This window comes from Actinophytocola oryzae (assembly GCF_004364325.1).
Classification (GTDB): Bacteria; Actinomycetota; Actinomycetes; order Mycobacteriales; family Pseudonocardiaceae; genus Actinophytocola; species Actinophytocola oryzae.
Genome location: NZ_SOCP01000008.1, coordinates 334,654 through 352,832, shown reverse-complemented (window position 1 = coordinate 352,832; position 18,179 = coordinate 334,654). Strand labels below are relative to the sequence as shown.

Below are 18,179 nucleotides of genomic sequence, written 5' to 3'. Positions count from 1 at the left end.
TCAGATGGTCTGGAGGGTGTGGAGCTTGCGGCCGGCCAGGCGGTCCCGGCCGCCGAGCGCGCCCAGCTCCAGCACGACCGACACCACCGAGACCGTGGCGCCCGCGCGTTCGACCAGCTGGCAGGTGGCGTCCACCGTGCCACCGGTCGCCAGCACGTCGTCGACCACCGCCACCTGGGCTCCCGCCGGCAGCACGTCGGCCGGCAGCTCCAGGGTGGCCTTGCCGTACTCCAGTGCGTAGTCGACCCGGTCCGCGACCGCCGGGAGCTTGCCCGGCTTGCGGATCGGGATCAGGGACAGGCCTGTGGTCACCGCCAGCGCGGCACCCAGCAGGAAGCCCCTCGCCTCGACCGCCGCTATCACGGTCACGTCCGCGGGCAACTGGGCGGCCATCTCGTCGATGACCGCCCTGAACGCCGGCGCGGACGCGAACAACGGGTTCAGGTCCCGGAACAACACCCCGGCTGAGGGGAAGTCCGGGACCGTGCGAACCAGCGCCAGAGCGTCGTCCAGCGACGTCACCGGCGGCGTTTGCCTGACGGACGCCCCGGGTGCTTGCCCGTGGGACGTGCCCGGCGCTGTGCCTCCACTGCCTTCTGGTTGCGGGTCGGCACGCTGCTGGCGGCAGCCATCGCGCGCTCCTGACGCAGCTCGGCGTCCAGCGACTCGTCGTCCGTCATCGGCAGGTCGTCGTCCTCCACGGCGGCCACGGCGGGGGCCGTGGACGCGTCGCGCTCGGCGGACTTGCGTGCGAGGTTCTCGCGACGGGCCTTCACGCGGGCGGCCTGCTGCTTGAACTTCGGCTCACGCATCTTCAGGTCCACCAGCACCGGCGTGGCCAGCGCGATCGACGACAGCGCGCCGGCGATGATGCCGGTCAGCTGCACGAGCGCCAGGTCCTGCAGGGTGCCGACACCCAGCAGGCCGACGCCGACGACCAGCAGGCCCAGTACCGGCAGCACGGCGATCAGCGAGGTGTTGATCGAACGCATCAGCGTCTGGTTCAGCGCGAGGTTCGCGGCCTCGGCGTACGTACGACGCGTCAGGCCGAGCAGGCCCCGGGTGTTCTCCTTGATCTTGTCGAACACCACCACCGTGTCGTACAGCGAGAAACCGAGGATCGTCAACAGACCGATGACGGTCGCCGGGGTCACCTCGAAGCCGACGAGCGAGTACACGCCCGCCGTCACCACGATGTCGTGGATCAGGGCGACGAGCGCCGCGACCGCCATCCATTTCTCGAAGTACAACGCCAGGAAGATCGTCACGAGCACGAGGAACACGGCCAGCGCGATCAACGCCTGCTGTGAGATCTCCCCGCCCCACGACGCGCTCACCGCGCTGTCGCTGATGGCCCGGTCACTCGGCTGTCCCGCGGCGTTCAGCGGCTGGAAGCGGTCGAACAGCGCCGCCTTCAGCTTCACCACCTGGGCGTTGTCCAGCGGCTCCGACCGGATCTGGATGGTCGCCGCGTCGCCGGTGCCCACCGTCTGCGTCGCGGCGGGGTCGAAGCCGAGGGTGTCGCTGAAGACGTCCTCGATCTGCGTCATGCTGATCTGGCCGCTCTCACCCTGCGCGGGCAGCGAGATCCGGGTGCCGCCGGTGAAGTCGATCCCGAGGTTGAAGCCCCGGATGAAGAACGACGAGACACAGACGAGGATCAGGACCGCGAAGAAGAGATACCAGCGCTTGCGCTTGCCGACCACGTCGAACGCGCCGGTGCCGGTGTAGAGCCGGTGGAAGACGCCGTCCTTCTTCTTGGCAGCGGGCGCCTTCGTGTCGCTCACGGTCTCGTTGGCAGCCACGTCACACCTCCTTCGCCACGGTACGGGTGGTCGCCCGACGCTCGGTCGCCTGGCGCTGTACCGCGCCGAGACCCGACATGCTCGGCCTGGACAGGAACTTCGACCGCGAGGCCAGCACCACGAGCGGGTGCGTCACGAAGAACACCACGATCAGGTCCAGCACCGTCGACATGCCCAGGGTGAAGGCGAAGCCTCGGACCGTACCGACCGCGAGCACGTACAGCACGCCCGCGGCCAGGAACATGACCGCGTCGGCCGACAGGATCGTCCGCCTGGCACGCACCCACGCCCGTGGCACCGCCGACCGGAACGTCCTGCCCTCGCGTATCTCGTCTTTCAGACGTTCGAAGAAGATCACGAACGAGTCGGCCGTGATACCGATGGCCACGATGAAGCCCGCGACACCCGCGAGGTCCAGCGAGAACCCGATCCACCTGCCGAGCAGCACCAGCACCGCGAACACGATGACCGCGGACAGCGCCAGCGACAGCATCGTCAGGAAGCCGAGCATCCGGTAGTAGACCAGGCAGTACACGAACACCAGCAGCAGGCCGAGCGCGCCGGCGATCAGACCGGCCTTGAGCGACGCGAGGCCCAGCGTCGCGGACACCGTCTCCGCCTCCGAGGAGTCGAACGACAGCGGCAGCGAGCCGTACTTCAGCACGTCGGAGAGGTCCTTGGCCTCCTGCGAGGAGAACCCGCCCTGGCTGCCGCCGGTGATCTGCGTCTGACCGGTGATGGCGCCCTGGATCTGTGGCGCGGACACCACCTGGGTGTCGAGCACGAACGCGGCCGACTCCTGGATGTGCGCCGCGGTGTAGTCGGCCCAGATCTTGCCGCCGTCGCTGTTGAAGTCCAGCGTCACGACGTAGCCGACACCCTGCGGGTCCGGCGCGGAGCCCGCGTCGGAGATGTCGGTGCCGTCGAGGAAGGTCGGGCCGAGGACGTACTTGGCCGTGCCCGTCTGGTCACACGCGACCAGCGGCTTGTTGCGGTCGTCGTTGCCGACCAGCGGGTCCGGCTGCGAGCAGTCGAGCGCGGCCATCGCGGCCTGCTGGGACTGCTGGGCGGCCTGCTGCGCGTTCTGGTCGGTCGCGGCCTCGGCGCTGGGCACGAGGTACTGGTTCTGCCTGCAGGCACGACCCAGCTTGATCAGGTTCGAGGTGGTGATCTTGCTTTCCCGCCCCGCCTTCACGTCGCCGGAGTGCACCTCGACGTCGGTCTGGTACTGGGCGCAGGCCGCCAGCGGGTTGTCGAGCGTCTCCTGGGACGGGTCGGCCCCCTCCGACGGCGGTGCCGCGGAGTCGCTCGCAGGCGGCGCGGACGGGTCCGTCGACGGCGGCGCCGGGTCCGTGGTGCCCGGCTGCCCCGCGACCGCGGGCGCGGGCCTGCCCTGCGGGTTGGTGCCGGTGTTCTCGCCGGCGGACGGCGGTGCCGACGGGTCGGTCGAGGGGGTCGAACCGTCCGACGGCGGGGTGGACCCGTCCGACGGCGGGGTCGACGGCTCGGTCGACTGGTCGGTCGGCGGCGGCTGCTGCGCGGCCTCCGGCTGCCCGACCACCGCGCGGAAGCGGAGCTGGGCGGTCTGACCGAGGTTCTTGGCCTGGTCACCCTCCTCGCCCGGCACGGTGATGATGATGTTGCTGCCGTCCAGCACTACCTCGGTACCGGTCACACCGATGCCGTTCACGCGGTTCTCGATGATCTGCCGGGCCTGGTCGAGGGCCTCCTTCGACGGCGCGTCGCCGTTGAGGGTGCGTGCGGTCAGCGTGACCCGCGTGCCGCCCTGGAGGTCGATGCCGAGCTTCGGGGTCGGCTTGTGATCACCTGTCCCGAACATCAGGCCGTACAGCAGAACCACGATGAACAGGAAGAACGCGAGGTAGCGCCCTGGGCGGATCTGCCCGGCGGATGAGGCCACGGTCGGTCGATCTCCTCGGAACTAACAGGGGTGGGCGCGCGTGTTCTGGTCACGGAACTGCGCCCGCACCCGTAACACGTGTGGGTGAGGGCGCAGCGTACCTGGCGCGACGTGAGGCCGGTGTCACACGGTCACGTCACGCTCACGCACGGAGCTACTTCTGCTTGCCGGACCCGAGCTCGGCATCGTCCTTCTTGACGACGGGCTCGTTGGTCTCGGCGTCGACAACGGTCGCAGGCACGTCGTCGGCGGCCACGAGGTCGTCGTCCTCGATGTCCTCGTCGAGCTCCTCGACCGGTCCGACCTTCTCGCGCACCGCCGCACGCAGCCACTCGGTCTCGACACCGGGGGCGATCTCGAGCGTCACGGTCGTGGCGTCGTCGGAGTCGGTGATCGTGCCGTAGAGGCCGGAGGTGGTCATCACCCGGTCGCCGACATCCAGCGAGTTCTGGAGCTTTGCCTGCTGCTCCTGTGCCCTGCGCTGCCGCCGGGTCATGAAGTACATCATGACGCCCAGCAGCCCGAACATCAGGAGCAGGGGAATGAGGTCCATGTTCTTCCGTCCGTGAGTACCTAGTCCGCAGTGTGTGCGGCATCACTGTCGATGTCGCTGCCGAACAGCGTAGGTGCCATCAGACCGGGAGCGTTAACCGGGGGCATAAGCCCCAAATGGGACCATGCCGACGCGGTGGCCACTCGGCCCCGAGGCGTCCTCGCGAGCATCCCGGCCCGCACCAGGTAGGGCTCGCACACCTCCTCCACCGTACTTGCTTCCTCGCCGACCGCGACAGCCAGCGTCGAGACGCCGACCGGACCACCGCCGAACGAGCGCACCAGCGCGCCGAGCACGGCCCGGTCGAGACGGTCGAGCCCCAGCTCGTCGACGTCGTAGACCTCGAGCGCCGCACGCGCCACGTCCCTGGTCACGACGCCGTCGGCGCGGACTTCCGCGAAGTCGCGGACGCGGCGCAGCAGCCGGTTCGCGATGCGGGGCGTGCCCCTGGAGCGGCCCGCGATCTCCGTTGCGCCGTCGGCACGCAGGTCGACGCCGAGGATCGTGGCCGACCTGCGCACCACCCGGTCCAGCTCCTCGGTCGAGTAGAACTCCATGTGCGCGGTGAACCCGAACCGGTCACGCAGCGGCCCGGTCAGCGTTCCCGACCTGGTCGTGGCGCCGACCAGCGTGAACGGCGCGATCTCGAGGGGGATGCTCGTGGCGCCGGGGCCCTTGCCGACCACGACGTCGACGCGGAAGTCCTCCATCGCGAGGTACAGCATCTCCTCGGCGGGGCGCGCGATCCGGTGGATCTCGTCGATGAACAGCACGTCGCCCTCGACGAGGTTGGACAGCATCGCGGCGAGGTCGCCCGCCCGCTCCAGCGCCGGACCGGAGGTGAGGCGCAGCGCGCTGCCCATCTCGGCGGCGATGATCATGGCAAGGCTGGTCTTGCCGAGGCCGGGCGGGCCGGCCAGCAGCACGTGGTCCGGCGGCGTCCCGCGTTGCGCGGCGCCCTGGAGGACCAGTTCGAGCTGCTCTCGGACCCGCTCCTGCCCGATGAACTCGGTGAGCCGCTTCGGGCGCAGCGTCGCCTCGTCGTCGCCGGGCAGCACCTCCGGGGTGGCCACCGAGTCGCCGTCCATGTCCGGGTCCGTCACGGTCTCATCGTGCACGACCGGCTACCGCTTGCGGCCGAGGGTCGCGAGCGCCCTGCGCAGCACCGTCGGCGTGTCGGAGGTGCCGTTCTCGGCGAGGACGCCGTCGACGGCCTGCTCGGCCTGCTTGGCGGGGAAGCCGAGACCGGTCAGCGCCTCCACGACGCTGCCGCGCACCGCCCCGTTGCCGGTCGCGACGGACTCCGCGGTCACGGCGGCGAGCGACCCGACCTTGTCGCGCAGCTCGATGATCAGGCGTTCCGCGCCCTTGCGGCCGATGCCGGGGACCTGGGTGAGGACGGCGATGTTGCCCTCGCCGAGCGCGGCGCGGAGCTGGTTCGGGTCGAGGACGGCGAGTGTCGCCATGGCGATGCGCGGGCCGATGCCGGAGACGGTCAGCAGCAGGTTGAACAGCTCGCGGGCATGCGGCTCGGCGAAGCCGAACAGCGTCAGGGAGTCCTCGCGGACGACGAGGGTGGTCTCGAGGGCCGCCTCGTGGCCGGTGCGCAGCGTGGCGAGCGTGGCCGGGGTGGCGGTGACCATCAGGCCGACGCCGCCGACCTCGATGACCACGTGGTCAAGGCCGACCGAGAGCACCGTGCCGCGTACGCGCGAGATCATTTGGCTGTCTTTCCCTTGGAGGCGGCGGCGAGGCGAGCCTTGTGGTTACGGGCCAGCTCGGCGGCCTTGGCCTCGGCCTCCGCGAGCCGGTCGCGCATCGGGGAGCGCCAGACGTGGCAGATGGCGATCGCCAGGGCGTCGGCGGCGTCGGCGGGCTTCGGCGGCTCGGCGAGCCCGAGCAGTTTGGTCACCATACCGGTGACCTGAGCCTTGTCGGCACGGCCCGAGCCGGTGACGGCCGCCTTCACCTCGGAGGGGGTGTGGAACATGACCCGGAGGCCTCGACGGGCGGCCATGAGCGCCACCACACCGCCCGCCTGTGCGGTGCCCATGGCGGTGCGGACGTTGTACTGGCTGAACACCCGCTCGACCGCGACGACGTCGGGCTTGTGGCGGTCGAGCCAGCTCTCGACGGCGTCGGCCACGGCGAGGAGCCGGATGGAGAGGTCGGCGTCGACCGGGGTGCGGACCACACCGACCTCGACGCAGGTCAACTTCCGACCGACCGACCCGTCCACGACGGCTATGCCACACCTGGTGAGGCCGGGGTCCACCCCCAGCACGCGCATGGTCCTGCTTCCCGAGAACATCAGTTCGAAGCCTATCGCGCACCATCACGCACCATCACGCACCGACACGGTGTTGGTTTGGCTCGCTGTGTCTAATTGGCTCGCTCCGCTCGCTCGCGAGTGGGGCCTGTTCTTGCTGCTCAGTCGCGGTGTTGCGTGGAAGCCCTGTCTGCTCGGTTGGTGTCGGGCGGTGTTCGGGACGGCTCGTGATGTTTGTGGTTGTGCCGACTGTTCGTTCGTTCGGCGGGGTCTTTCTCGGTGATCTTTGTTCCTGCTTGCCAGGCCGCACTTGGGGGTGCGTGGGCGCATCTTCTTGCTCGTGAGCGGGGCTCCTCTTGTTCGGGGGGTGGTCACTGAGAGTGGCTTTTCTTGACATGCGTGTTAAAACTTCAGGCAATGGAATGTAAGCGCTTCCAATGACGGGAGGCAGCTGGGATGTCGGGGCGGGGGCGGCGGCCGGTCACCATTTACGAGGTGGCCGCGCGGGCTGGGGTGTCCATTGCCACCGTGTCCAGGGCCTTGCGGGACTCCGAGTTGGTCGCGGCGCCCACTCGTCGTCGGGTGCGGAAGGTTGCCGAGGAGCTGCGTTTTCGGCCCAGTCGTGCCGGGCGGGCGCTTGCCGAGGGGACGCATGCCGCCAACGGGATCGTCTTTCCCGATCTTTCCGGGCCCTACTACGCCGAAGTGGTTCTCGGTTACGAAGAGGTTGTCGCCGAGTTGGGGCGCAGTGTCCTGATCCTCGCCACCAACGGCCGCGCCAACGCCGAGGAGGCCGTTCTCGAGTTGGCCGGTCGGGTCGACGGCATGGTGATCATGGGGCGGACCGTGCCCGACCGGGTCGTCGCGCGGATCGCCGACACCGGGTTGCCGCTCGTGCTCCTCGCCCGCACGCCTGTTGGGCTCGTCGACACCGTCACCGCCGACAACGAGCGCAGTGCCCGCGAACTCACCGCCCATCTGCTCGGGCACGGGCACCGGACGTTCGCGTTTCTCGGCGACCCGGGCGAGTCGCCGGATGTTGCCGGGCGTTATGCCGGCTTCCGGGCGGCCCTCGCCGACGGTGGCCTCGGGGTGCCTGAGCCGACGCCCTGCGTGTTCGACGTCGGGGCCGGTTATGTCGCGGCGCGCACGCTCCTGTCCGGGGACCGGCCTGACGCCCTGGTGTGCGCCAACGACGAGGTCGCGCTCGGGGCCCTGCGGGCTGCGGAGGATCTTGGGTTGTCGGTGCCCGGCGACCTGGCGCTCACCGGGTGGGACGACATCATGGCCGCCCACTACGCGCGGCTCACGACCGTCGACCAGTCCATGCGTGTGCTCGGCGCCACCGCCGCCCGCTGGCTGGACGAGCGGATCCAGGGGGCCCCTACGCAGGCACGCCGTTCGGTTCTGCCGACACGGCTGGTGGTGCGGACCAGTTGCGGGGTCCACGAATCGGGAGGTACGACATGACCAGGCGATTACTGGCCGCGCTCGCGGTGGTGGCACTCGCGCTGTCGGCGTGCGGGCGGGACTCGGAGGGCGCAGGCCCGGAGCAGGGCGACGCGGTCGCCTCCGGCAAGGCCTCCGGTGAGATCACGGTCTGGGCCATGGGCACCGAGGGCGAGAAGCTGTCGGTGCTCGCCGACGACTTCATGAAGGAGAACCCGGACGCGAAGGTGTCCGTCACGCCTGTGCCGTGGGACGGCGCGCACAACAAGCTGGCCGCGGCGATCGCCGGGCAGGCCACGCCGGACGTGTCGATGCTCGGGACGACCTGGGTCGGCGAGTTCGCGAAGACCGGTGCCCTCGATGTCACGCCGCCGGACTTCGTGCGCAAGGAGGACTTCTTCCCCGGCGCCTGGGAGACGGGGCTCGTGGACGGCACCTCCTACAGCGTGCCGTGGTACGTGGAGACCCGGCTGCTCTACGTGAACAAGGCCGTCGCGGAGAAGGCCGGGATCTCCTCTTCTCCCAGGACGTGGAACGAGCTTTTCCAGGCCGCGAAGGACATGCAGGCCAAGGGTGGCGCCAAGTGGGGCATCTACCTCCAGCCCGGCCAGACGGGCGCCTGGCAGACCGTGATGCCGCTCGTGTGGCAGAACGGCGGTGACATCCACGACGGCCAGAACTTCACCCTGGACAGTCCCGAGGCCGTGCAGGCCCTGGAGTACTACAAGTCCTTCTACGACAGCGGACTGTCCACTCGGGACCGGCTGCGCGAGGGCGAGACCGAGCCGAAGATCATCTCCGGTGAGATCGGGGCGTTCGTGTCCGGTCCGTGGCACATCGGGCTGCTGAACGAGCTCGGCGGCAAGGGCAAGTTCGACCTGTGGCCGATGCCCAGCGGCTCAGGTGACTTCACGTCGTTCATCGGCGGCAGCAACATGGCCGTGTTCAGGAACTCCAAGAACCGGGACGCCGCCTGGAAGTTCGTCTCGTACCTGATGCAGCCCGACGTGCAGGTGAAGTGGTACGGGACCGTCTCGGACCTGCCGTCGGTGCAGGCGGCGTGGGACGACGAGAGCCTCGCGGGCGACCCGCAGCTGAAGGTGTTCGGCGACCAGCTCGACAAGGCCAAGGCCCCGCCTGCCATCCCCACGTGGGAGCAGATCGCCGCGGCCGTCGACACGGAGCTGGAGAAGCTCGCGAAGGGCACCGAGACGGCCGACGCCGCCGCGAAGGCCATGCAGTCCCAGGCCACCTCGATCGGCACGGGTGGCTGAGGTGGTGCGCCGGCCCGTCGTGGTCGTCGACCGCGTCCCTGTTGCCGGGTCGGGTGGTAGGGCACCCGGCTCGGGGAGGCTGGCGCGGACCCTCACGGGGTGGGGGTTCGCGCTGCCCTTCGCCGTGCTGTTCCTGGCGTTCACGGCCGGACCGGTGGCCGTGTCGCTGTTCATGAGCGTCACCGACCTGCGTGGGACCGACCTCCTCGAGCCCTTCAACGTCAACATCATCGGGCTCGACAACTACCTGCGGCTGTTCGGCGACGACAAGTTCCTCACCGCCGCGGGCAACACCGCCGTGTTCGTCGTGGTCGGCGTGCCGCTCACCATGGTGCTCTCGCTCCTGGTCGCGCTCGGGCTCAACTCCGGGCTCGTGCGGTTCCAGACCTTCTTCCGGGTCGGCTACTACCTGCCCGTCGTCACGAGCATCGTCGCGATCTCCGTCGTGTGGCGGTTCCTGCTGCAACCGGAGACGGGACTCGCCAACGAGGTGCTCGGCCTCGTCGGGGTCGACGGGCCGAACTGGCTCAACAACCCGACTTTCGCGCTGCCGACGTTGATCGTCATGGGTGCGTGGCGCAACCTCGGCTTCGGCATGGTGATCTTCCTCGCCGGGCTGCAGGCCATCCCGAAGGACCTGTACGAGGCGGCCACCATCGACGGCGCGCGGCGGTTCGCGCAGTTCCGGCACCTGACCGTGCCGATGCTGCGGCCGACGATGCTGTTCGTCGCCGTGATCACCACGATCGGCTACGTCCAGTTCTTCGAGGAGCCGTTCGTCATGACGCAGGGCGGCCCGCTCGACTCCACGCTCTCGCTCGCCTACCACACCTACAACCAGTTCGGCTTCGGCAACTACGGCTACGCCTCCGCCATGGGCTACGTGCTGTTCGTGGTCGTCGTGCTGCTGTCCATCGCCTGGTTCCGGCTGCTGAGGAACAACGTTGACTGACCGCCTGCGTTCCCGTGACCGGGCCGCCAGGGCGGTCCTGTACCTCGTGCTGTGCGGTGGGCTCGTGGTCGTCGTCGGGCCGTTCGTGTGGATGCTGCTGTCCTCGTTCAAGCCGGAGGGCGAGATCCGCGCGGACCCGCCGACGTGGTGGCCGCACGACCCGTCCCTCGCCAACTACGGCAACCTGTTCGACCGCCTCGACTTCCCGACCTACTTCACGAACTCGGCGGTCGTCGCGGTGGTGACCACGGTCGGCAACCTGCTGTTCTGCTCGGCGGCCGGGTACGCGCTCGCGAAGCTGCCGTTCGCGGGCAGGCGCGTGCTGTTCGCCATCGTGCTCGGGACGCTGATGGTGCCGAGCGTGGTCACGATCGTGCCGCTGTTCGTGCTGGCGTCGAACCTGGGGCTGGTCAACACGGTGGCCGGGCTCATCCTGCCGTACCTGGCGCAGGCGTTCGGCGTCTTCCTGATGCGCCAGTTCATCCTGTCCATCCCCGACGACCTGCTGGAGGCCGCGCGCATCGACGCCGCGTCGGAGTGGCGGATCTTCTGGCGGATCGTGCTGCCACTGTGCCGGCCCGCGCTCGCGACGCTCGGCATCCTCACGTTCCTGGGTTCCTGGAACAACTTCCTGTGGCCGCTCGTCGCGGCCACCGAGGAGGAGACCTACACGCTGCCGGTCGCGCTCGCGCTGTACGCGATCGGGCAGAACCGCACCGAGTACGACATCCTGCTGGCGGGCTCCGTCGTGATCGTGCTGCCGGTGATCGTTGTTTTCGTCCTGCTACAACGTCATTTCGTCCGCGGTATCGCGACGACCGGACTGAAGTAGGTGCTATGTCCCGATTACGACTGGCCGGGGTCGCGGTGCTCGCGGCCGCCCTGCTCACCCCGACCACCCCGGCCGCCGCGGCGGTCCCGTCGCAGTCGCAGCTGGTCCGCGACACGTGGCGGTCGTTCACGGCGATGACCGTGGCGGCGACCGGGCTGCCCGCCGACAACATCGGCGGTGCGCTCGACCCGGCCACCCGCGCCCACTACACGTCGCCGACGAACATCGGCTCGTACCTGTGGTCGGCGGTCGTGGCCGAGAAGCTCGGCGTGATCCCGCGCCGGGAGCTGGTGACGCGCACCAGGACCACGCTGTCCTCCGTGGAGCGGCTTGCCCGGCACCCGGCGTCCGGCCAGTTCTACAACTGGTACGACCCGACGACGCTGGAGCTGCTGCACACGTGGCCCGAGGACGGGTCGGTCGTGTACCCGTTCGCGTCGAGCGTGGACAACGCGTGGCTGGCGGCCGCGCTGATGGTCGTGCGCAACGCGGTGCCCGAGGTGCGGTCGCTGGCGCAGAAGTTGCTGGCGCCCATGGACTTCTCGTTCTACTACGACGTGGCGGCACGCGGCCCGGACGTGCCTGCCGGGCTGATGCGCGGCGGTTTCTGGGACGTACGGCCGCCCGATCCCCAGTGCTCGCTGCCGGGCAACTACACCGGCGTCGGTCCCGAGGTGTACTACACGTGCCACAGCTACGGTTCGTTCGCCTCCGAGACGCGGATGATCACGTACGTGGCCATCTCGCTCGGCCAGGTGCCGCCCGCGCACTACTTCGCGCCGTGGCGGACGTTCCCGGACACGTGCGACTGGGGCTGGCAGGAGCAGAAGCCGTCAGGCCGGTTCGTGGACTACCTCGGCGTGCCGGTGTTCGAGGGCGCCTACACCTACCGTGGCCTGCGGTTCGTGCCGACCTGGGGCGGTGACATGTTCGAGGAGCTGATGCCGGACATGTTCGTCCCCGAGGTGTCGTGGGGCCGAAACTCGTGGGCACGGCAGCACTCCGTCTACGTGCGTGGCCAGATCGAGCACGGCCTGCACGACGCCGGCTACGGCTACTGGGGCTTCTCTCCGTCGTCCGACCCGGACGGCGGCTACCGCGAGTACGGCGTCGACATCATGGGGCTGGACACGCCCGGCTACACGAGTGACCAGGAGCGGACGTCGGTGGACGTCGGTTTCGAGGGCTGCCGCGACGCGGTGCCGCTGCCCACCTCGTACGGCGACGGCGTGGTGACCCCGCACGCGGTCGTGCTCGCCCTGCCGTACCAACCGAAGGCGGCCGCTGTCGAGCTGGCGAAGCTGCGCCGGGACTTCGACAGCTACGGCCCTGGCGGCTACTACGACGCGATCGCCGTACGGTCGGGCAAGGTGGCCAAGCGCTACCTGGCGCTGGACCAGGGGATGATCATGGGTGCGCTCGGCAACCTGCTCGGCCACGACGTGCTGCGTGACGCCTTCGTCAAGGGCGGCGCGACCAAGCACCTGCGGCCGGTCATGGCGATGGAGGAGTTCAACCTCCCCCGCCGCCAGTGACCTCCTGACGCCGGGGCGGGTGCGGGCACCCCCTCCCCATCCGCCCCGGCCCCTTTCCCTGTGGTTCAACGATGTCGCGGGATCCTGATCGGGGGTTCGATCAGGGCGGCCCGCAGTGGTTCGGCCGGGAGGAGCCACGGGTCGGCCGGGCCGCCGTTCGGGTTGGGGCGCCAGGCCCGGCACACGCGGTCGATCTTGACGGGGTAGACCGTCAACGTGCCGTCGCGGGCTATGCGCAGGCGCAGGAAACCCTTGTGGTCCTCGATGCTCTGACCGGCCATCACCTCGTTGACGTTGATGCCGAGGCCGCTCGCGACGAGCAGGTACAGCGCGACCAGCTCGGCGTCGAGGAAGCCGACCACCACGGGCGTGCCCACTGCGGCGACCAGGAACACGAGCCAGTCGTTCGCGGGGCCGTCCGGGAGGACGTCGTGGTAGAGCCAGCGGATCACCAGCGCCCAGCCGGTGCTCAACGCCAGGTGCGCCAACGCGTGCAGCACGCCGGCCACGACGTTCTTCCGGTCCCGCCTCGGTTGGTCGAGGCTCGCGAACGCGACGCCCGCCGCCAGCAGCACCACCGCGATCACCACTGCCGGGGCCCAGGCCGCCAGCAGACCGAACACGCTGTGCCGGGTTCCCGACTCGGTCAGTCCATACAGGACGGCCATCGTCGCGACGAGCTGTGCCACGCCGGTGAGCCCCCAGAAGCCCGGGTTGCGCCACGGCAGCGCGAAGATGCCCTTCGCCATCCGGTCGGTGTGGGCCGGGTAGCGGGTCCTGAGCCCGAAATGCTTCTGTTCGGCCGGTTCCCGCACCCGCGACTGCGGCGGCGGGAGCGTCAGCGCGGCCGGGAGGTTGTGCGTCGCGGCGAGGTACGCGCCGCCGAGGCCGGAGGTGATCAGCTGGCCGGTGCCGTCCTGCTCGGCGTAGCGCGAGTAGTGGTGCTTGTCGCCGGACAGCATGACGCGGACGTCCGCGCCCTTCGGGCGGATGATCTCGCGCTGGAAGAACTCGAACGTGTCGTAGCCCTTGGCCTCCGCGCCGGAGCCCGCCTCCACCCACGCGGGTGTCGACGTGCACAGGATGACCGCGTCGCCCTCCCGCAGCTCCTTCGAGGCGTCGCGGAAGTACTCGAGCTGTGGTGCGTCGACGTAGTCGTCGAACTGGGTGTCGATGGCGTAGAGCCACCAGCGGTGCGGCAGCTTCACGGCGAAGTAGCTGCGTGTCTGCTCGGTGCGCCAGCCGCCGAAGGGTCGCCGCTGGGCGAAGACGCGGAGGAAGGAGGTGAGTCCGTCGTACCAGTCGTGGTTGCCCGGTAACGCGAACAGGGTCGGCGCGTCCGGCGCGACGGTCGGCAGCGCCGCCCGGTAGACGCCCTTGGAGCGGTCCTCGTAGCCGGTGGTCGACGCGGCGGGGTAGACCTCGTCGCCGCCCATGACCAGGAGCCTGCCCCGTTGGGTGCGGCCGTCGAGATCGAGGGTCGGCGCGGCGAGCACGGACGCGACCGAGAAGGTGGCGTCGAACCCGTCGCCGAGGTCGGCCACGTAGTCGAGCCACAGCTCCTCGTGTTCGCTGTGGTCGTGCACCTCGGCGGGGAGGCCGGCCTGTAGTTCGCGTTTGTCCGCGTACGACCCGAAGATCTCCGCGATGAGCGACTGCACTCCCGTGGCGATCAGCACTTTGGGTGCCAGCCACCGGACCGCCTTCTGCGGTCGGAAGCCCAGCTCCGCCTCGGACATGTCCTTGGGTCGTGGTCGTGGCATCAGTACAGCGTGGTGCAAGATCGACGCCATGTCCACGGAGTGGGGGGCACTCGCCGGAAGTCGTCAGCGGTGACCGTACCCCTGGGGTGGGTGGCCGGGCGGCGGGTACGGCGGTTGTGGCGGGTAGCCGTGGGGCGGGTACTGGGGTGGGTTGGGTGGTCCGTAGGGGCCGGCGGCCGGGATGCCGGGTGGCGGGGTGCCCGGGCCGGGCATCATCGGGGTGCCGGGCGGGAAGGCGCCGGGGGCGGGCATTCCGGGCGCGGCGGGCATTCCGGGTGGCGGGGTTCCCATACCCGGCACGGGCATGCCTGGCTGCGGGGTGCCGTACATCGCCGGAGCGGGCATACCGGGCGCGTAACCGCCCGCGGGCGGCACGCCGCCGGGCGTTCCCGGCGCCTGCATCCCGACGGGCGGCATTCCCGGCGAGGGCATTCCCGTGGACGGCATCCCTGCCGGGGTCGTCCCAGCGGCCGGCATTCCCGGCGAGGGCATTCCTGGTGACATTCCCGGCATTCCCGGCGGCATGCCGCCGGTGGCGACCAGTTGTTTGGCCTGTGCGCCCGGAATGCGCTGTTCGTGCTCGCATGCCGTGCAGAACAGCGTGTGCTTCTTGTTGATCGGGAACAGCGGGATCCAGAACAACGTGAACTTGGTCGTCAGCTTGCGCAGCACCTGCTCCGACGTGTTGCCGCACCGGCCGCAGACCAGGTGCAGCACGGCCAGTACGTGGACGTACGTCTTCCAGCCATAAATGATCATCCGGGTTCGCCTTCGTCGTCGGGAGCCGGCGCGGTGAGGCTACGCGACTGATCCGCAGACCGTTTGCCCTATGCGGATTTCGCGTTCTTCAGGAACGGACTTTCTCCAGCAGGACCAGTGCGACGCCTGCCGAGTCGGTGCCGTCGCCGACGATCGCGAAACCGGCCCTTCGGTACAGGCGCTGACTGGCCTCACTGGACGCGCCGGTCACGAGCCAGAACGTGCGGACCTCCCGGGGCGCGGCGTCCTCCGCCGTGGCGAGCAGCGCCGTGCCGATGCCTTTCCCTTGCAGGTCAGGGGCGACGGCGAACCTGGCGACCTCCATGCGGTCGCCGTCGACCCGGCCTCTGACGCAACCGGCGAGCCGGGTTCCCAGCCAGGCACCGAAAGCGAGCACACCGTTCGTCAGCTCGGCGCGCAGCTCGGTCAGGGTCTCGGTGAGGGGCGGGAGGTTCGGGGCGTCGTAGAACTGCGCTTCGGTGACATAGGCGGCACGCTGGAGCGTGAGCGCCTCGCCCGCGTGCTCCGGCGTGAGTGGTCCGATGTGGACGGTCAAGGGCCGTCGACGCCCGGGGTCCAGCTCTCCGGGACGCCGCTCTCGGTCAGGATCGGCTGCCACAGGGCGAAACCGGGCGGGCCGTCGGCCTCCCACGGCCAGTAGTCCTGCGGAGTGGCGGTGATCAGCTGCACCGCCTCGAAGTCGCCCTCCGGGTGGACGAGGAACGCGCTGCCGAAGAACTCGAAGTAGTGGCCCTTGTTGACCCGCTCGACGGTGACGAGCACGCCTTCCAGCAGGTCGTCCCACACCTGGCCGGGGGAGAACTTCTCGCCCTGGCTCGCCCGCTCGACGTAGGTGTCGATCAGCTGGCTGCCGACGCCCTCCGGTAGGCCGATGGTGACCGCCTCCGGCACGCCGAGACGCTGCCACGCGCCGACGGAGAACGTGTACGGGGCGCCGTCCCGGTCGCCCGCGACCTCGACGATCGCCTTGCCGCGTGCGTCCGCCTGCGCGACGAGATGGTCACGCAGCCGTCGTTCCGCCGCGGTGAGCTCGTCGTCCTCGGTCACGGCCTGCGCCCCTGCTGTGGGTACGGGTACTGGAGTTGCCGCGGCTGCGCCCACTGGGCAGGCTGCCCGGGCCACTGCTGCGCGGGTTGCCACTGGGTCTGCGGGGACGCGGCGTGGGCGATGGCCGTCTTCAGCTTGAGGACGGCGTAGAGCACGTAGCCCGCCGCCACGACCGCGGCGAGGAACGCGGCGAGGAACGCGGCGACGACACCGACGAAGTCGGCGGCGTCCGGGTCGAGGAAGCTGCCGTACAGGCCGGGGTCGGCGGCGATGAAGTACACCAGGTACGCGGCCGGGAACACCACCCAGGTGAGCGGGTGCCACCAGCGGACGTTCGCCTGGCTGCGGCCGACGGCCACGAGGTCGACGAGCACGACCAGCGGCGTGACCAGGTGCTCGAACAGCGACCACGTGTCGTCGAGGCCGCCCTCGATGACCCCCAGGAACGTGACGCAGACCAGCAGCAACAGCACGCTCGTCGCACCGCGCAGCCACGGCGAACGCGGCTCGTGGGTCCTGCCGCCGGTGAACGCGCACGTCGCGACCGCCAACCGCCACAGCGTCACCCCGGCCAGCACACCGGCCGGGACCCGCTGTGGCGGTAAGGCGGAATTATGCATCGACCTCGGCCATCACGTCGTCTGAGATGTCGAAGTTGGCGTACACGTTCTGCACGTCGTCGCTGTCCTCGAGGGCGTCGATCAGGCGGAAGACCTTGCGTGCGCCGTCGGCGTCGAGGGGCACGCTGACCGACGGCAGGAAGCTCGCCTCGGCCGACTCGTAGTCGTAGCCCGCGCCCTGGAGCGCCTGGCGCACGCCGACCAGGTCGGTCGCCTCGGAGACCACCTCGAAGCTCTCGCCGAGGTCGTTGACCTCCTCGGCACCCGCATCGAGGACGGCCATGAGCACGTCGTCCTCGGAGAGGCCGTTCTTGGGCAGGATCACGACGCCCTTGCGGTTGAACAGGTAGGCGACCGAGCCCGGGTCGGCCATGTTGCCGCCGTTGCGGGTCATCGCGGTGCGGACCTCGGAGGCGGCGCGGTTGCGGTTGTCGGTGAGGCACTCGATCAGCACGGCGACGCCGTTGGGGCCGTAGCCCTCGTACATGATCGTCTGCCAGTCGGCGCCGCCGGCCTCCTCGCCGCCGCCGCGCTTGCGGGCGCGCTCGATGTTGTCCTGCGGGACCGAGTTCTTCTTGGCCTTCTGGATGGCGTCGAACAGGGTCGGGTTGCCGTCCGGATCACCGCCGCCGGTCCGCGCCGCGACCTCGATGTTCTTGATCAGCTTCGCGAAGAGCTTGCCCCGCTTGGCATCGAGTGCGGCCTTCTTGTGCTTCGTAGTAGCCCATTTTGAGTGGCCGCTCACGACTTACCCTCCACCATCTCTACGAACAGTCCGTGTACGCGCGTGTCCCCCGTCAGCTCGGGGTGGAACGCCGTGGCCAGTACCGGGCCCTGACGAACCGCGACGATCCTACCGGCGGCGGCCTCACCCCCGGGGACCTGCGGGTCATCGCCGACACGGGCGAGCACCTCGACCTCGGAAGAGGCGGACTCTACCCACGGCGCCCTGATGAAGACGGCGTGGACCCGGTCCGCTATCCCGACGAACTCGAGATCCTCCTCGAAGGAGTCGACCTGCCTGCCGAACGCGTTGCGGCGCACGATCATGTCGAGGCCGCCGAGCTGGTGCTGGTCCTCACGCCCGTCGAGCACCTTGCCGGCCAGGAGGATCATCCCGGCGCACGACCCATACACGGGCATGCCCGCCTCGATGCGCTCCCGCAGCGGGTCCAGCAGCTCGAAGATGTCGAGCAGCCGCGACATCGTGGTCGACTCGCCACCCGGCAGGACCAGACCGTCCACTTCGGACAGCTCGGCCGCGCGGCGGACAGTGGTCGCGCGGGCGCCACTCCGCTCGAGCGCGGCGAGGTGCTCGCGCACGTCCCCCTGGAGCGCGAGCACACCGACCAGTGGACCAGTGGACACCTGTTGACCTC

At 69.7% G+C, this 18,179-nt stretch carries 19 protein-coding genes; 5 read left to right on the top strand and 14 right to left on the bottom strand.

Annotated features, from left to right (window positions below; all coding sequences use genetic code 11):
• The 7 genes from CLV71_RS23235 to ruvC all read right to left on the bottom strand — a co-directional run bounded on the left by CLV71_RS23235 (position 1) and on the right by ruvC (position 6,569).
• Positions 1–522, bottom strand: coding sequence for an adenine phosphoribosyltransferase (locus CLV71_RS23235; protein WP_133904942.1), 522 nt, complete (start codon positions 520–522; stop codon positions 1–3).
• Positions 519–1,805 carry a protein translocase subunit SecF gene (gene secF / locus CLV71_RS23230; RefSeq protein ID WP_243866648.1) on the bottom strand — a complete coding sequence of 429 codons (1,287 nt, stop codon included), beginning with the start codon at positions 1,803–1,805 and terminating at the stop codon, positions 519–521. Before secF ends, CLV71_RS23235 begins: the two co-directional genes overlap by 4 nt.
• 1 nt (position 1,806) lies before the next feature.
• Positions 1,807–3,726, bottom strand: a complete 1,920-nt coding sequence (gene secD, locus CLV71_RS23225; RefSeq protein WP_133904941.1) for a protein translocase subunit SecD — start codon at positions 3,724–3,726, stop codon at positions 1,807–1,809.
• Positions 3,727–3,880: 154 nt separating this feature from the next.
• A complete protein-coding gene (gene yajC / locus CLV71_RS23220; RefSeq protein WP_133904940.1) occupies positions 3,881–4,279 on the bottom strand; it encodes a preprotein translocase subunit YajC in 399 nt (132 codons plus the stop codon).
• A 20-nt stretch (positions 4,280–4,299) separates the two neighbouring features.
• On the bottom strand, positions 4,300–5,367 hold the full coding sequence (ruvB, locus tag CLV71_RS23215; RefSeq protein ID WP_133905052.1) for a Holliday junction branch migration DNA helicase RuvB: 1,068 nt from the start codon (positions 5,365–5,367) through the stop codon (positions 4,300–4,302).
• Positions 5,368–5,403: 36 nt separating this feature from the next.
• Positions 5,404–6,000, bottom strand: coding sequence for a Holliday junction branch migration protein RuvA (ruvA, locus tag CLV71_RS23210; protein ID WP_133904939.1), 597 nt, complete (start codon positions 5,998–6,000; stop codon positions 5,404–5,406).
• Positions 5,997–6,569, bottom strand: a complete 573-nt coding sequence (ruvC, locus tag CLV71_RS23205) for a crossover junction endodeoxyribonuclease RuvC (RefSeq protein ID WP_133905051.1) — start codon at positions 6,567–6,569, stop codon at positions 5,997–5,999. The genes ruvA and ruvC overlap by 4 nt, the downstream gene beginning before the upstream one ends.
• 474 nt (positions 6,570–7,043) lie before the next feature.
• Between ruvC and CLV71_RS23200 the strand changes: the two genes are divergently transcribed.
• The 5 genes from CLV71_RS23200 to CLV71_RS23180 are packed head-to-tail and all read left to right on the top strand — an operon-like array spanning position 7,044 to position 12,590.
• Positions 7,044–8,018 (top strand): LacI family DNA-binding transcriptional regulator, encoded by a 975-nt coding sequence (locus tag CLV71_RS23200; RefSeq protein WP_208297699.1) that lies wholly within the window; start codon positions 7,044–7,046, stop codon positions 8,016–8,018.
• Positions 8,015–9,271 carry a sugar ABC transporter substrate-binding protein gene (locus CLV71_RS23195; RefSeq protein WP_133904937.1) on the top strand — a complete coding sequence of 419 codons (1,257 nt, stop codon included), beginning with the start codon at positions 8,015–8,017 and terminating at the stop codon, positions 9,269–9,271. The genes CLV71_RS23200 and CLV71_RS23195 overlap by 4 nt, the downstream gene beginning before the upstream one ends.
• 1 nt (position 9,272) lies before the next feature.
• Positions 9,273–10,223, top strand: coding sequence for a carbohydrate ABC transporter permease (locus CLV71_RS23190; protein ID WP_243866647.1), 951 nt, complete (start codon positions 9,273–9,275; stop codon positions 10,221–10,223).
• The gene (locus CLV71_RS23185) at positions 10,216–11,055 is read left to right on the top strand and encodes a carbohydrate ABC transporter permease (RefSeq protein ID WP_208297698.1); all 840 of its coding nucleotides are present in this window, start codon (positions 10,216–10,218) and stop codon (positions 11,053–11,055) included. Before CLV71_RS23190 ends, CLV71_RS23185 begins: the two co-directional genes overlap by 8 nt.
• Before the next feature lie 5 nt (positions 11,056–11,060).
• A complete protein-coding gene (locus CLV71_RS23180; protein ID WP_133904936.1) occupies positions 11,061–12,590 on the top strand; it encodes a glucoamylase family protein in 1,530 nt (509 codons plus the stop codon).
• Between the two features lie 65 nt (positions 12,591–12,655).
• Here CLV71_RS23180 and CLV71_RS23175 read toward each other — a convergent pair whose 3' ends face one another.
• The 7 genes from CLV71_RS23175 to pdxT all read right to left on the bottom strand — a co-directional run bounded on the left by CLV71_RS23175 (position 12,656) and on the right by pdxT (position 18,168).
• A complete protein-coding gene (locus CLV71_RS23175) occupies positions 12,656–14,353 on the bottom strand; it encodes a metallophosphoesterase (protein ID WP_208297697.1) in 1,698 nt (565 codons plus the stop codon).
• A 63-nt stretch (positions 14,354–14,416) separates the two neighbouring features.
• Positions 14,417–15,112: a zinc-ribbon domain-containing protein gene (locus CLV71_RS50160; RefSeq protein WP_133904935.1), complete on the bottom strand. Its 696-nt coding sequence runs from the start codon at positions 15,110–15,112 to the stop codon at positions 14,417–14,419.
• A gap of 88 nt (positions 15,113–15,200) precedes the next feature.
• On the bottom strand, positions 15,201–15,668 hold the full coding sequence (locus CLV71_RS23165) for a GNAT family N-acetyltransferase (RefSeq protein WP_208297696.1): 468 nt from the start codon (positions 15,666–15,668) through the stop codon (positions 15,201–15,203).
• Positions 15,665–16,180 (bottom strand): DUF4262 domain-containing protein, encoded by a 516-nt coding sequence (locus CLV71_RS23160; RefSeq protein ID WP_133904934.1) that lies wholly within the window; start codon positions 16,178–16,180, stop codon positions 15,665–15,667. The genes CLV71_RS23165 and CLV71_RS23160 overlap by 4 nt, the downstream gene beginning before the upstream one ends.
• Positions 16,177–16,800: a hypothetical protein gene (locus CLV71_RS23155; RefSeq protein ID WP_133904933.1), complete on the bottom strand. Its 624-nt coding sequence runs from the start codon at positions 16,798–16,800 to the stop codon at positions 16,177–16,179. The genes CLV71_RS23160 and CLV71_RS23155 overlap by 4 nt, the downstream gene beginning before the upstream one ends.
• Complete coding sequence (locus CLV71_RS23150) at positions 16,793–17,545, bottom strand: YebC/PmpR family DNA-binding transcriptional regulator (RefSeq protein ID WP_133904932.1); 753 nt, start codon at positions 17,543–17,545, stop codon at positions 16,793–16,795. Before CLV71_RS23150 ends, CLV71_RS23155 begins: the two co-directional genes overlap by 8 nt.
• Positions 17,542–18,168: a pyridoxal 5'-phosphate synthase glutaminase subunit PdxT gene (gene pdxT / locus CLV71_RS23145; RefSeq protein WP_133904931.1), complete on the bottom strand. Its 627-nt coding sequence runs from the start codon at positions 18,166–18,168 to the stop codon at positions 17,542–17,544. The genes CLV71_RS23150 and pdxT overlap by 4 nt, the downstream gene beginning before the upstream one ends.
• Positions 18,169–18,179: the final 11 nt, after the last annotated feature.

Coding starts and splice junctions, on each gene's coding strand:
- ruvA (WP_133904939.1), bottom strand. CDS start 6,000: ATGATCTCGCGCGTACGCGGCACGGTGCTCTCGGTCGGCCTTGACCAC.
- yajC (WP_133904940.1), bottom strand. CDS start 4,279: ATGGACCTCATTCCCCTGCTCCTGATGTTCGGGCTGCTGGGCGTCATG.
- CLV71_RS50160 (WP_133904935.1), bottom strand. CDS start 15,112: ATGATCATTTATGGCTGGAAGACGTACGTCCACGTACTGGCCGTGCTG.
- CLV71_RS23195 (WP_133904937.1), top strand. CDS start 8,015: ATGACCAGGCGATTACTGGCCGCGCTCGCGGTGGTGGCACTCGCGCTG.
- ruvB (WP_133905052.1), bottom strand. CDS start 5,367: ATGGACGGCGACTCGGTGGCCACCCCGGAGGTGCTGCCCGGCGACGAC.
- ruvC (WP_133905051.1), bottom strand. CDS start 6,569: ATGCGCGTGCTGGGGGTGGACCCCGGCCTCACCAGGTGTGGCATAGCC.
- CLV71_RS23155 (WP_133904933.1), bottom strand. CDS start 16,800: ATGCATAATTCCGCCTTACCGCCACAGCGGGTCCCGGCCGGTGTGCTG.
- CLV71_RS23180 (WP_133904936.1), top strand. CDS start 11,061: ATGTCCCGATTACGACTGGCCGGGGTCGCGGTGCTCGCGGCCGCCCTG.
- CLV71_RS23175 (WP_208297697.1), bottom strand. CDS start 14,353: ATGCCACGACCACGACCCAAGGACATGTCCGAGGCGGAGCTGGGCTTC.